The following is a 12,615-nucleotide window of genomic DNA, read 5'->3' as shown; positions in this document are numbered from 1 at the left end:
CTTTTTCGTTTCGATATCACATCAAAGCAAAGTGATTACAAACCCATGTCTTCAGTGATTTCTTTAATTTGTTTCAGATCCATTTTATGGACCTCGATCAGCTGGTCAATTTGGCTTAAACGAGAATTTGCTTCATCGTGTTTATCACACGCATCTGACTTCACATCCCAAGACTTCCCTTCTAGGAATACATCACACTCTTTTTTAAGTTTCTCGATCTTCGGCAGTAACGATTCACGCTCTTTCTCAAGTGACTCTAAATCTTGTGAAATTTGCATTTCTTTTTTGAACACTTCACGCGAGCGCTCAAACATCGTAGCTTGCATGTCAGCCTGACGGTTCAGCTTATCATTCTCCGTTTTGGTCGAGCTTAGCTTATCCATCTGCTGCTTCACTTGTGCTTCAAGAGACAGGTTCACTTTTTCAACTTCTGTCAGTTGTTCTTGCAGCGCATTTAATTCAGCCTTGTGCGTTTCTTCTTTCTCAGCTAGAAGAGTAGCGACTTTCGCTTCGATTTCTTTATCTAAGCCAGCTTCACGTGTTTTTACTTGAGACACCAAGTCAGACTTGTCACTCACAAGTGCTTGGTATTTCTCTTCTAATACTTGATAAGTCGATTCCCATTTATTAGCCGTCAAAACAGAACCTACCAAACCACCAAAAGCGAGGCCTAGCACTGCTGCAATGCCAATGTAAAAGTGAGTACGCTTATCGCGCTCCTCGATGACGACTACTTCGTCTTGGTCTTCAATATTATTTTGAGAAGTCACTGTATCTTACTCCGAGAACTCTACTTGATTCGCTAGCGAGTGAGTTCCGCGATCATGATTGATGCGGTATAAATTAAGAATGCGCCTATCAACGTAATGACGGTCGCTTTTTGGACTTTTTCATTGGTACGATAACGAAATAACACAAACGCTAACGCGACCAACACTGCAATGGCTAACAACCTGGTCATACTGCCTCCTTGTCCAATAATGAGAACCTATCTGATTCCATAGACAGCCTCGCAAAAATTCATTGTAACCTATTTCTACGAGGCATACGGTCAACATAGCGTAGATTTTAAAGCGATTGCTCCCGTTTTGATCAAATTAATGTTCTTACTTGAACAACTTATCACCACCCTACCTATTGAGCATTGAACAAACTGATTGAGTTACCCAATGGCATTTACCATGGAAATAATGACGAAAGCGAACTATTTCGCTCAACAATTAATCAGCATGCATTTCTAGCCCATTTCCGGATCCATAATGTATTGAAAATAAATCTGCAATTGGGTGTTGAAATGGTAAAAAAACATGATAGAGTTCACACGTTAATGATGACCAGCATCATTAACTAACCTTTACTCATTTGATTGAGTAAATGTTCCGATGAAGACTGCAGGAGAGTGGTTATTAACTAAATATTAACATTTAGTTAGCGTAACTCGCCGAAGAATTAACTATTTCAGGTGCTACTTAGGTAGCAGGGACTGTAGTTGGAGGAACCTCTGGAGAGAACCGTTAAATCGGTCGCCGAAGGAGCAAGTCTTACACAATTGTGTAGGGTGAAACTCTCAGGCAAAAGGACAGAGGAGTGGAAAGTAACAACCTGACTATTTGGCGTTCCCGCCTACTTTAAATAGCTTGGCTCTATTAGAGGTCCTTGATCTCGTCCTTTCCCTCTTCTCCTTATTAGTTGTTTTATTAAGGGGAAATCATGAACGACCTACAATCTTTACTTCAAACCATTGATAACTTTGTCTGGGGTCCACCATTGCTACTATTGCTCGTGGGTACCGGTGTTTACTTCACTTTTAGCTTAGGCTTGATCCAATTTAAGCACCTACCAACTGCGTTAGCGATGGTATTTAGTAAAGATAAGTCATCTGATAAACAGGGTGACGTTTCTAGCTTTGCAGCGTTATGTACAGCGCTATCTGCAACAATCGGTACAGGTAACATCGTTGGTGTTGCAACCGCAATCAAACTCGGCGGTCCTGGTGCCCTATTCTGGATGTGGCTTGCCGCTCTATTCGGAATGGCTACCAAATACGCTGAGTGCCTTCTTGCCGTGAAATACCGCCGAGTTGACGACAAAGGCCAAATGATTGGTGGTCCTATGTACTACCTGCAATATGGTGTTGGCTCGAAAGCGCTGGCTATCATGTTCGCGGTATTTGCATTGGGCGTAGCCTGTTTTGGTATCGGTACCTTCCCACAAGTAAATGCGATTCTTGATGCAAGTGAAATCTCTCTCGGTGTAGACCGTGAGCTTTCTGCTGTCATCCTGACTCTATTAGTCGCTTTTGTAACCTTGGGCGGTATCAAGTCGATTGCGAGCGTTGCAGGTAAAGTGGTTCCAGCTATGGCGCTATTTTATGTGCTAGCGTGTTTGAGTGTGATCATCATGAACGCGGACCAATTGCTAAATGCAGTTGAGTTAGTTTTGGTGTCTGCATTCACTTCAACCGCAGCAACTGGTGGCTTCTTGGGTGCAAGCATTATGTTAGCAATCCAATCAGGTATCGCGCGTGGTGTATTCTCAAACGAATCAGGTTTGGGCAGTGCGCCAATGGCAGCCGCAGCAGCGAAAACGGACTCTTGTGTTAAGCAAGGTCTGATTTCAATGACGGGTACCTTCTTCGATACCATCATCATTTGTACCATGACAGGCCTTGCTTTGATCCTTACGGGTGCATGGCAAAGTGACCTTGCAGGTGCGGCGATGACAACGCACGCTTTTGCCGTTGGTTTGAACGCAGAGACATTAGGCCCAATGCTGGTGTCTATCGGTCTTATGTTCTTCGCTTTTACCACCATTCTTGGCTGGAACTACTACGGTGAGCGTTGTGTGGTATTCCTATTCGGAACCAAAGCCGTACTGCCATACAAACTGATTTTCGTTGGTTTGGTTGCATCTGGTGCTTTCCTTCACCTCGACATGATTTGGCTACTGGCTGATATCGTAAATGGTCTAATGGCAATCCCTAACCTAATTGGTTTGATTGCTCTACGCCACGTGGTGCTGGAAGAAACGAAGCTGTTCTTCAAGCCATCTTCTCAAACAGATGATTTTGATGCTGTAAATGCATAAAAACGAGTTAGAAACTTTAAGCCCGCTGTACACAGCGGGCTTTTTTGTTACTGAGAATTTTAAGAATAAGCATCAACAACGAATCATTTTATGGAATGCCAATCAATTCAAACGACTATTTGGACATAATGCCGCGATTTATGAAATTGGGGAAAAAAGTTTGCTTTCGTTTGTTAAACAACGCCAGACCAGTATTGCTTACTCAAAAGCCAAGAAAATCATTGTCTTAAATTTAAAAGGTGGTGTCGGCAAGTCGACTTTTTCTGCCAGTTTGGCAAGTAAACTCCTCAGCCAAGGACACACAGTAGAGCTGATTGATTTTGACAAACAGCAGTCAACCAACCGCTGGGCTGAGAGTATTGAAGTGTTACCAAACCAAAGCTACAACCCTTCTTTGCGTAGCCTTTCAAACATTGCGGTCACATTGAAAGTCAACACTGAGACTGATTATGTGGTGATTGATTCTCCAGCAAATTTTTCAGAAAGTGATTTGGTACGCTACTTGCGTTATGTCGACTATATCGTGATTCCAATGCAGCCATCACCGATCGATTTACATGCATCATTGCCGTTCATTAACAATCTGATTGAGAAACATATTTTCAAGTCTCGCAAAATTAAAATTGGTTTCGTGATCAATCGTTGTGTTCATCAAGATGTGCGGCTCGACCGCGTCACGCGTTTGCTGCGTTTTTTCCGCCAGTTCAAAACATTGGGAATCATGAGCGAATCCGAAGTGTATCAACAACCATTTATGGACAAAAAACTGGTTGATGCAAAAAACATTGACCCGTTGTTATGGGATAGCGTGATCAAGTGGCTTGAGTAGTTCGCTTGAGACTTTTATAACCACAAATGAAAAGAGACAAGCCAGTGGCTTATCTCTTTTGTTTTAATCAGGGGGCAAACCTTCAAATAAGTTAATCACGAAGCCATTGATGTTCTTGACCATCGCCCTGCTTATTGAAGAAAGCGGAATGTTGTTGTTTGAACTGGTCAGCTTTTATGTCCGCTATTGGCCATTGACTGAAGTCTTCTCGAATGAAATTATCATCAATCCCAAACTCTAAAGATTTCAATTTGGAACCCACAAATCGATAAATATAGCCTTCACCCGAATCTTCACACAGCATAGGCACATGAGACATCGGCTGACTATTAACGGAAACTGACACCCATTTACTGGACTTTGGCTCACAAGCATCTTTGTTCACGACATCGATTTCAAACTTGTTATCTAACGTCGTCCCTACAAACACTACCGTAGCATCCTCCAAATAAACCCGCCTAAGTAGAAGTTGCTTGGTATCTTGCGTTCGAGTGCTTTGAATCCCATTAGAAAATGGCAAGAAATACTCCCAATACCAATCCCACTCCATGCCTTTCTCAACAAATTGCAATTGTGGAACTGTCTTCCATGCGACAAGTGCCCCTACAGCAAAAAGGAAAATGAAGAACGTGATAACAAGCCGGATCAATAAACGCATTACGCTGGTTTTTCTACTAATAGTTTAATCCCAAGAGCAACCAATACAGCACCTGTTGCTCCCTCCATCCATTTCATGAAGCTGGCGTTTTTTAATAAGCTTTTTGCAGAGTTGAGTGCGCCAGCCAAACCACACTGCCAAACCATTGCGATAATAAAGTGAATCGAAGCCATTACCATAGATTGCAACAATGGTGAGCCTTCTGGGTTTACAAATTGAGGCAGAAACGCAAGATAGAAAACCGCAGTTTTCGGGTTCAGCACATTTGAAAGAAAACCTTCACGGAAAGAACGTTTACCACTGTAATCTTGATGCGCTTGCTCAGAAACCGAGATACCTTCATTCGATTTAATCAACGCTCTCAAGCTGCTTAACCCCAACCAAATAAGGTAGGCAGCACCGACCATTTTGACCATCTGGAACAGCTCTGCTGACTGAGCCAAAACGGCTGAAATGCCGACCGCAGAGAAAAACGCATGCACAAACAAACCAAAACAAATCCCCAAGCTTGTCGTGCAACCATCTTTTAGCCCGGCTCTACTGGTGTTACGAATCACCAAAGCCGTGTCTAATCCTGGCGTAAGCGTCAAAATCGTAATGGCAATCAAAAATGCCTCAAAATTCAAAATATCCATATTATTGTGATGAGTGATTGAGAATTACCCATCAATACCGTCAATCCGCTGGATTCGCAAGCAACTTTTGAAGCGCGCTATACAAGTCACTGAATTTGTGCACAATAGACCTGCATTGTTTGTTAATAAATAGTAAATTAATACTCTCTCGATCGGCATTGCCTTTGATGCCGGAGCTTCCCTGCATCGCTGTCGAGAGATTTGAACTTCACGTTCAAGGACCCCGTAAGGGGCGTTTAAGGAAAGAACATAATAAAGAGTAGTCACATGAGCGCATTTCAAAAACTCGTCGAACATTCAAAGAAAGTCTCTAATTTCGATCACCTTGCCTCGATTGTAGGTTGGGATCAGGCATCAGTTATGCCTTCAGGTGGTGCAGAAGCACGATCTAACGCTATGGCCGAACTGGACGTTCACATTCATTCTTTAATGACTCAACCTCATTTAAGTGACCTGTTTGCGCAAGCAGACGAAGAGTCACTATCTAACCAAGATCAAGCTGTGCTTCGCGAAATGAAGCGAGACTGGCAACAAGCCAACTTGCTACCTGAGTCTTTGGTACAAGCTCAATCACTAGCAGGCTCCAAATGTGAGCACGCATGGCGTACCCAACGTGGTAATGATGATTGGGCCGGTTTCGAAAAGAACTGGGCAGAAGTCGTAAACTTGTCTTTAGAAGAAGCGCAAATCCGCGCAGAAGCGAGTGGAACTACACCTTATGATGCGATGCTGGAACTTTACGAACCTGGTACCACCTCCGCTTCATTAGACGTGTTGTTTGCTGACGTTAAAACCTGGTTACCATCGATGATCGATGAAGCCATCGAAAAACAGAAAGCAAACAACATTCTTCTACCAAATGGTCACTACCCAGCTGAAAAACAGAAAGCATTGGGTCTAGAAGTAATGAAGTTACTTCAATTCGATTTCGAGCATGGACGTCTGGATGAAAGCGTTCACCCATTTTGTGGTGGCGTGCCAAGTGATGTTCGCATTACGACTCGCTACGATGAAAGTGAGTTCGTGCAATCATTGATGGGTATCGTACACGAAACTGGCCACGCTCGTTATGAACAAGGTTTGCCTAAATCACTAGCAGGAACAACCGCAGGCCAAGCGCGCTCAATGGGTATCCACGAATCACAATCGCTGTTCTTTGAAATGCAAGTCGGCCGTAGCCAAGCGTTTGTAGAGCACCTTGCGCGTCTGGCTGCCAACCATTTTGAAGGCCCAGAGTTTACACAAGATAACCTATCAAAGATCTACACGCATGTAGAGAAAGGCTTTATCCGCGTAGACGCAGACGAACTCACTTACCCAGCTCACGTTATCCTGCGTTATGAGATTGAACGTGACCTAATGAATGGCGTGATCAAGCACACCGACGTACCAGAATTGTGGAACGAGAAAATGAAGGCTTACCTTGGTCTATCGACAGAAGGTAACTTCAAAAACGGTTGTATGCAGGACATCCACTGGACAGATGGCTCCTTCGGCTATTTCCCTTCTTACACATTAGGCGCGATGTATGCGGCTCAGTTCATGGCAGCAATGAAGCAAACGGTCGATGTGGATACAGCAATTCAATCTGGCGATCTATCACCGATTTTCACTTGGCTATCTGACAACATTTGGAGCAAAGGGAGTCTGTTTTCTACAGATGATTTGGTCACCCAAGCAACCAGTGAAACACTGAACGCGAAGCACTTTAAAGCGCACTTGGAAAGCCGTTACCTGGACAAATAAGCCAAACGTAATGACAAAACCGAAAAGGCTGGTTCGATACCAGCCTTTTGTTTGTGCTAAACACTCATGTTTTAACACTCGCAAGCACGTGACTATGCGTAATTGCGCTTCACGGTGCTTTTCATGTTTTGCATGAAGTTTCTGAAATGCGGCATAAAGTCGGCAAACAGAGGATGCTTGCGATCTTTCATCATTACCGGGCCAAGTAAACGAAGCGCAACACCAACACGCGTTGCATCAGTAGGCTCTAAGCCACTGCCCTGATTGATTTTCTCTACAATATTCAGCATGTCTTCACGATCTTGAACTTCAAAACTCAAGCTTTTTGCTTCACGACCTTCTTCGACGTTCACTTCTTCAATGGTGATACGGTAGCAGTTGTCTTTTCTCATCTCATTTCTCCAAACGATATTCGTTAGCTTTTTAGAAAGCACTTACTCCTTTGCTTGATGATCAGGGAATCTATCATTCACTTGTCAGCTTGAAGTTGCTTTCAATTAAGTTGATAATATCAACTATAATCACATGGTTGACAATGTCAACCACTTTGACTTGGAGTGTTACATGTCGAATCCAAAATCGCTGGATAATCTGTTTCATCTCGTGCACGTTTTGAAACGTCAACTGCACGAGCAAATTGAGCAACTGGAACTCCCTATCGCACCTATGCACGTACGCGTTATAAAAATCATCAGCAAGCAGTCACCTTGTAACGCAATGGATGTGGTGAACTTCTTAAACAGAGACAAAGCACAAGTAACACGCTTGATTAAAACGCTGATAGAAAAAGGGTTTATCGAGAAAAGACCAAACCCGGAAGATAAGCGCAGCCAATGTCTATTAACCACCGAGAAAGGTAATAAAGTACTGGCGAAGATCAAAGCGGTCGATGCAGAAATCTTTCAAAAGATGACGCTAGATGTGTCTGTAGAAGAGCTAGAAGCGTTCCAACTTGTCGCTGGAAAGTTGGCAGAAAACCTGTCGAAAAAGCCAAGCTAAAAAGCGGTAATCGTTTTTGTAACTGGTTCAGCCAGTGCGAATTACTGGCTGACTTGATGTTTGGATAACGCTAGCAAACCACCTCTTCTAACACGTGATATACGAGTTTTCCGTCAATGGTCTTGCTTTCCATTAATGCGATGGATTGAATGGGCAACAGTAAAGGCGAGATAAGAACCTCATCAAGTGGCGCTTGTTTGTCGATATGGCGAGCTAAAGTGATGTGCGGAACATACTTACATGACCCTGTCACAAAAGCATGTTGTTCCAACGTCTCTATCAGCTCATTTTGCAGCGTTGTAATAACTGGGTTGTCTTCAATGCCTAACCAAGCCAACTGTCTGCCACTTTGACGAAACGAACCTAGATGTTCAACGGCGACTTCGGAACAAGAGGCCGTGAGCTGATGAAGAATTTCAATTAGATGCTGTGCTTCTTCATCTGTCGATTCTCCGATGAAAGCCAAAGTGATATGGAAGTTATCTCTGCGGGTATACCGCCCTGCTATCCCTTTCTGTTGTAACTTTTCTTGAATCTGTTTGAGCTTCGACTTACTTGCTTCATCAAATGTAAGAGCAAAAAATAGTCTCATCTTTAGGCTCCTTGAATCTTGTGCATCGCTATTGTGGCAGACAATCATGTGGAGATGAATCGACAGATAAAAGAAAGCCCAGCACGAAAGTCTGGGCTATTGGATTATATTGCTGGAGCTAAGCGAGGCTTATATAAACAGCACTCACCGTCAGGTCGGGTTTTGAAACGACGGTGCAGCCACATGTATTGGCTAGGACTTGCTAAAATTGACTTCTCAACAATCTTGTTCACAAAGACTGCTGCTTGATCCGGGTCGTTTTTTGGGAACCCTTCAACCGGTTCACTAATGGTTAATGTATAGTGCCCATTGTCGCCTCGTACCATAGTAAATGGAACAATGGCACAGTCCGTTGCGTCCACCAGCAAACTCGTTCCCGTAGTGGTACAAGCACGCTTAACGGCAAATAAAGGAGCAAACGTTGATCGACGTGTACCGTAGTCGTGATCCGGAGCATACCAGACACGTTCGCCAGTATTCAGCGCATTCAGCATAGCTTTCACATTTTTACGATCAATCAACGTTCGGTTGGAACGCGAACGGCCTTGATATTGAAAGTAGTCAAAACACGGGTTGTTGTTTGGTCGGTAAACGCCCATGCCTGATTTTTTGATGCCAAACGCTCTTGCGCCTAACTCTAGGTTCATAGAATGAACGGCAAGCATTAAAGCACCTTTGCCCTGTTTTTCTAGAGCTTCAATGTGTTCCATCCCTTCAATCGTCACGTGTTTGTTGACACGTTTATCAGACCAAAACCAAGCCATTGCGGTTTCAAATAGTGCGATACCCGCATTGTCGATGTTGTCTTTTAAAATAGCCTCACGCTCTTGAGCACTCATGCCTGGAAAACACAGCTCTAAATTACGTTTAATCGTGACTTGACGCTTTTTCATAAGTCGCATAGCGATACGACCAATTCCGCTTCCTAGCGATAGCTGTACACGAAAGGGAAGAAGGCTAAGAAGATACATGATGCCTATGATGATCAATGTACCCCAGTAGCGAGGAGCCAGAAATTCTGCCTTGAATTTTGGTGTTTTTTGCTTATTCATGAATGTGTCATCAGACGAAACTCGTCTATAAAATCCTTAAAAACAACGATAAATGAAAACAACTTTTATCATTGAGTGTGCTTATTATAAAAACTAAAGCGCGCGGATTTTATGGTTGTTCGACACAGGACACAATAAGAACTTTCTGATCTTGCGGCCGTCTGTAACAAGTTAAACAAAAAAGTGGGGATTTTCCTCGAACTGAAACAAATCTACCGGATATTTTGCTTGCAACGTGCGCGATGTTGCTAATTAATTTTTCAGAAAACTATTGTCCGCCATTGTCCGTTAAAAGATCACATTTAAGTAGTGTACAGCCACCCACTTACCACTTGAGATTATTCAAAAGGCATTGTTTGTTTTTCTTCGTTTTCATGTGTACAGTCTCGGCATATCCTCGTGGTGCTAATCTTTTGCTTTAATTGGAATAACAATGAACTTCGACACCTTACTTGCCTTTGGCGGTATTGTTTTCTTCCTTGCCGTCATTCCAGGTCCAAACGCTCTGTTGATCCTGTTTACCGCCCTAACTCAGAATCGCCGCTTTGCGATAGCGAATATCCTAGGTGTTGGGCTCGGTTTTCTGATTCATGCGTTTGTATCGGCAAAAGGGTTGAGCCTACTACTTTCCCAATCAGTATTGGCGTTTAATGTGCTCAAATGGATGGGTGTGGCTTATTTGATTTGGCTTGGTATTAATAACTTCAAGAGTGGCTTTAAGCTTGCCGATCAAAAATTGACACTCGATCGTAAAATTGAAGAGCACACTTTAAAGCAAGCGTTCGTTAAAGGACTGCTTACCAACTTGCTCAATCCCAAAATCGTTCTGTTTTACTTGTCCATCTTCCCGCAATTTGTCAAACCAGAACATATTCTGGAGCAAAGCATGATGTTAGGAGCTTTACAGGCAAGCATTGTCGCAAGTTGGTTCTTGTTTGTGATTTTCTTCGCGACAAAAGTAAAGGCCACACTGACCTCTTCTAAAACCAGCAAATGGCTCAATTACGTCAGCGGTGGATTGTTTATTTTCTTCGGCATTGGTTTAGCCAATACGCGCTTCTAAATGTTCTTATTCAACAGAAGACACGCTCTAAGGCGTGTTTTTGTTTCCCGCATTTATCCAAATAACGTAGCCAGCAGCAAAATAACCACGAATAGAACACCAATTACGCCCAATAAATAGGACAGCTTTCCTGTCCCGCCTTTTGGCGCTTGATTACAACATCCCATCATTTTCTCAACTTTCTATACCAGTCTGATCGTCCCCAATCTAGACCTTCCCCTAAGGTGAGAGTCAAACATTGCCGCATTTCCAATAAGTTTCCAGGTTTCTGGTAATAATTAAATCGCTATAAATATATTTATTAATATGCATTTTTTGATTCAATATTGCGTTTTTTAAACAACGCAATCGTTTATATTGATTATGAATAAACCACTGAGATTTCGGTTCATTTTTGAGTAAATACATACCATTTTTGGCTATATACCCACTTATTCTCGCAGCCCTACAATACGCTCGTCTTACTTGTAGCACGCGGGTTCTAAGACCAAACGCGTGGCTCAATCATTAAAGGTATCGAATGAGCAATATCGCCAAATCCGCCGTCAAACTCAGTGTCTTTTCTGTCATCATGATTACGGTTACGTCCGTCGACAGCATAAGGAACATTCCGGGTGCCGCCTTATTTGGTAGTCACGCCGTTTCTTTCTTCTTGTTGGCTGGATTGTGCTTCTTTGTTCCTACCGCTTTGGTATGTGCAGAACTGAGTACCACTTATCCGCAGCAAGGTGGTGTGTATTTGTGGGGTAAGGAAACCATTGGCCCGAACTTCGGTTTTGCTACCGTGTGGTATCAGTATGCGGAAAATATTGTTTACTACCCGCCTCTGATTTCGTTCATTGTCGCAACAGGAGCGTATCCATTCTTCCCCGAACTGGCGCAAAACAACATCTTTATGTTGGTGATGATTAATGTGATTTTCTGGGCGCTAACGCTGGTTAATATCTTTGGTCTGCGCTTGTCCTCTATCATCACGAATGTCTTTGGCACATTGGGGCTTATCTTCCCGATCCTGCTCATTATCTGTCTTGGTGGATACTGGGCTTACACTAATCCGAGCGAATCGCATATCTCTTTGCGTCACGCATCAGATTGGCTACCGGATTTTTCGCAAGATGGTATTGGGGCGGGCTTTACTGCAGTCGTGTTATCGTTAACTGGTTTAGAAATCACCACGTCATACGCAAGTGAAGTCGACAACCCACAAAAGACTTACCCAAAAGCACTGATCGCTTCTACCGTTCTGATCTTAGTTTCTTTGACCGCATGTTCGCTTTCTATCTCTTCCGTCGTATCGAGCGACCATTCAAGCTTGAGTGAAGGCGTTATTCTGGCATTCAAAACGTTCTTTGATGATTTGAACATGTCTTTCATGTTGCCAGTCATCGCACTAGCCATTGTATTCGGTAGCCTTGCGAGCCTGAATAACTGGATTATCGCACCAACTAAGAGTCTTCATGTTGCCGCGAAAGATCACTTCATGCCAATGGCGTTATCGAAAGAAAATAAAAACCAAGCTCCCGTCCCTCTGCTACTGCTGCAAGGTGCCATTGTCAGTGTGCTTTCACTGGTGTTTATCTTAGTGCCGAACGTTAACCAAGGTATGTGGCTATTGAATATATTGATGACTCAGCTCTACATGGTGATGTACATCTGCATTTTCGTTAGCTTCTTGGTTTCTCGCCGCAAACATGCAGGCATCGAGCGCCCATTTCGCGTACCTGGTGGGAAATTAGGAATGATGTTGGTTGCCACGTTAGGTTTGGTTAGCTGCATGGTAACCATTTTTGTTTCTTTCGATGTACCTGCTGGCATCAGTGAAAAAACGAGTGCCTACGCGCTTATCCTTGGATTTATCGCGTTCAGCTTACCTGCGTTGGCTGCCATGATGTACCGCAATCGCACACGTCGTCAACAAAGTCAGCTAATTGAAGCCATGGCGAACTAACAGAAC

General features: G+C 43.3%; 13 protein-coding genes and 2 riboswitches. Of the genes, 6 read left to right on the top strand and 7 right to left on the bottom strand.

Going from position 1 to position 12,615, the window contains the following annotated elements:
• Nucleotides 1-35: 35 nt before the first annotated feature.
• A complete protein-coding gene (locus C1S74_RS02040) occupies nt 36-770 on the bottom strand; it encodes a hypothetical protein (protein WP_045402893.1) in 735 nt (244 codons plus the stop codon).
• A gap of 32 nt (nt 771-802) precedes the next feature.
• Nucleotides 803-961 (bottom strand): hypothetical protein, encoded by a 159-nt coding sequence (locus C1S74_RS02035; protein WP_010447828.1) that lies wholly within the window; start codon nt 959-961, stop codon nt 803-805.
• Nucleotides 962-1,382: 421 nt separating this feature from the next.
• Nucleotides 1,383-1,496, top strand: a riboswitch (glycine riboswitch).
• 2 nt (nt 1,497-1,498) lie between these two features.
• Nucleotides 1,499-1,586, top strand: a riboswitch (glycine riboswitch).
• 124 nt (nt 1,587-1,710) lie between these two features.
• Here C1S74_RS02035 and C1S74_RS02030 point away from each other — a divergent pair.
• Complete coding sequence (locus tag C1S74_RS02030) at nt 1,711-3,087, top strand: alanine/glycine:cation symporter family protein (RefSeq protein WP_045402896.1); 1,377 nt, start codon at nt 1,711-1,713, stop codon at nt 3,085-3,087.
• Entirely contained in the window at nt 3,080-3,916 is an 837-nt protein-coding gene (locus tag C1S74_RS02025) for a ParA family protein (RefSeq protein WP_231578949.1), read from the top strand. Before C1S74_RS02030 ends, C1S74_RS02025 begins: the two co-directional genes overlap by 8 nt.
• A 91-nt stretch (nt 3,917-4,007) precedes the next feature.
• Here C1S74_RS02025 and C1S74_RS02020 read toward each other — a convergent pair whose 3' ends face one another.
• A complete protein-coding gene (locus tag C1S74_RS02020) occupies nt 4,008-4,574 on the bottom strand; it encodes a hypothetical protein (protein ID WP_045402899.1) in 567 nt (188 codons plus the stop codon).
• Nucleotides 4,574-5,209 carry a LysE family translocator gene (locus tag C1S74_RS02015; protein ID WP_045402902.1) on the bottom strand — a complete coding sequence of 212 codons (636 nt, stop codon included), beginning with the start codon at nt 5,207-5,209 and terminating at the stop codon, nt 4,574-4,576. Before C1S74_RS02015 ends, C1S74_RS02020 begins: the two co-directional genes overlap by 1 nt.
• Nucleotides 5,210-5,476: 267 nt before the next feature.
• On the opposite strand from C1S74_RS02015, the gene C1S74_RS02010 reads away from it, so the two are divergent.
• The gene (locus C1S74_RS02010; RefSeq protein ID WP_045402905.1) at nt 5,477-6,955 is read left to right on the top strand and encodes a carboxypeptidase M32; all 1,479 of its coding nucleotides are present in this window, start codon (nt 5,477-5,479) and stop codon (nt 6,953-6,955) included.
• Between the two features lie 92 nt (nt 6,956-7,047).
• On the opposite strand, the gene C1S74_RS02005 is transcribed toward C1S74_RS02010, so the two are convergent.
• Nucleotides 7,048-7,347 (bottom strand): DUF3861 domain-containing protein, encoded by a 300-nt coding sequence (locus C1S74_RS02005; protein WP_045402908.1) that lies wholly within the window; start codon nt 7,345-7,347, stop codon nt 7,048-7,050.
• A gap of 172 nt (nt 7,348-7,519) precedes the next feature.
• On the opposite strand from C1S74_RS02005, the gene C1S74_RS02000 reads away from it, so the two are divergent.
• Nucleotides 7,520-7,954, top strand: a complete 435-nt coding sequence (locus C1S74_RS02000; protein ID WP_045402909.1) for a MarR family winged helix-turn-helix transcriptional regulator — start codon at nt 7,520-7,522, stop codon at nt 7,952-7,954.
• 70 nt (nt 7,955-8,024) lie between these two features.
• Here C1S74_RS02000 and thpR read toward each other — a convergent pair whose 3' ends face one another.
• The gene (gene thpR, locus C1S74_RS01995) at nt 8,025-8,546 is read right to left on the bottom strand and encodes an RNA 2',3'-cyclic phosphodiesterase (protein ID WP_045402912.1); all 522 of its coding nucleotides are present in this window, start codon (nt 8,544-8,546) and stop codon (nt 8,025-8,027) included.
• A gap of 104 nt (nt 8,547-8,650) precedes the next feature.
• Entirely contained in the window at nt 8,651-9,598 is a 948-nt protein-coding gene (locus C1S74_RS01990; protein WP_045402915.1) for an LpxL/LpxP family Kdo(2)-lipid IV(A) lauroyl/palmitoleoyl acyltransferase, read from the bottom strand.
• A gap of 433 nt (nt 9,599-10,031) precedes the next feature.
• Here C1S74_RS01990 and C1S74_RS01985 point away from each other — a divergent pair, with 433 nt between their 5' ends.
• Together C1S74_RS01985 and C1S74_RS01980 are read left to right on the top strand one after the other, a co-directional pair.
• Nucleotides 10,032-10,661 (top strand): LysE family translocator, encoded by a 630-nt coding sequence (locus C1S74_RS01985; protein WP_045402917.1) that lies wholly within the window; start codon nt 10,032-10,034, stop codon nt 10,659-10,661.
• Between the two features lie 520 nt (nt 10,662-11,181).
• Nucleotides 11,182-12,609: an APC family permease gene (locus tag C1S74_RS01980; RefSeq protein WP_045402920.1), complete on the top strand. Its 1,428-nt coding sequence runs from the start codon at nt 11,182-11,184 to the stop codon at nt 12,607-12,609.
• Nucleotides 12,610-12,615 lie beyond the last annotated feature (6 nt).

Source organism: Vibrio hyugaensis, assembly GCF_002906655.1.
In the GTDB taxonomy this organism is placed as follows: domain Bacteria; phylum Pseudomonadota; class Gammaproteobacteria; order Enterobacterales; family Vibrionaceae; genus Vibrio; species Vibrio hyugaensis.
This window is presented reverse-complemented; position numbering and strand designations above follow the sequence as displayed.

Bases quoted from the DNA above. Each gene is read 5' to 3' on its own strand.
- C1S74_RS02035 (WP_010447828.1), bottom strand. From the start codon at position 961: ATGACCAGGTTGTTAGCCATTGCAGTGTTGGTCGCGTTAGCGTTTGTG.
- C1S74_RS02000 (WP_045402909.1), top strand. From the start codon at position 7,520: ATGTCGAATCCAAAATCGCTGGATAATCTGTTTCATCTCGTGCACGTT.
- C1S74_RS02005 (WP_045402908.1), bottom strand. From the start codon at position 7,347: ATGAGAAAAGACAACTGCTACCGTATCACCATTGAAGAAGTGAACGTC.
- C1S74_RS02025 (WP_231578949.1), top strand. From the start codon at position 3,080: ATGCATAAAAACGAGTTAGAAACTTTAAGCCCGCTGTACACAGCGGGC.
- C1S74_RS02015 (WP_045402902.1), bottom strand. From the start codon at position 5,209: ATGGATATTTTGAATTTTGAGGCATTTTTGATTGCCATTACGATTTTG.
- C1S74_RS01990 (WP_045402915.1), bottom strand. From the start codon at position 9,598: ATGAATAAGCAAAAAACACCAAAATTCAAGGCAGAATTTCTGGCTCCT.
- C1S74_RS01980 (WP_045402920.1), top strand. From the start codon at position 11,182: ATGAGCAATATCGCCAAATCCGCCGTCAAACTCAGTGTCTTTTCTGTC.
- thpR (WP_045402912.1), bottom strand. From the start codon at position 8,546: ATGAGACTATTTTTTGCTCTTACATTTGATGAAGCAAGTAAGTCGAAG.
- C1S74_RS02010 (WP_045402905.1), top strand. From the start codon at position 5,477: ATGAGCGCATTTCAAAAACTCGTCGAACATTCAAAGAAAGTCTCTAAT.
- C1S74_RS01985 (WP_045402917.1), top strand. From the start codon at position 10,032: ATGAACTTCGACACCTTACTTGCCTTTGGCGGTATTGTTTTCTTCCTT.
- C1S74_RS02020 (WP_045402899.1), bottom strand. From the start codon at position 4,574: ATGCGTTTATTGATCCGGCTTGTTATCACGTTCTTCATTTTCCTTTTT.
- C1S74_RS02030 (WP_045402896.1), top strand. From the start codon at position 1,711: ATGAACGACCTACAATCTTTACTTCAAACCATTGATAACTTTGTCTGG.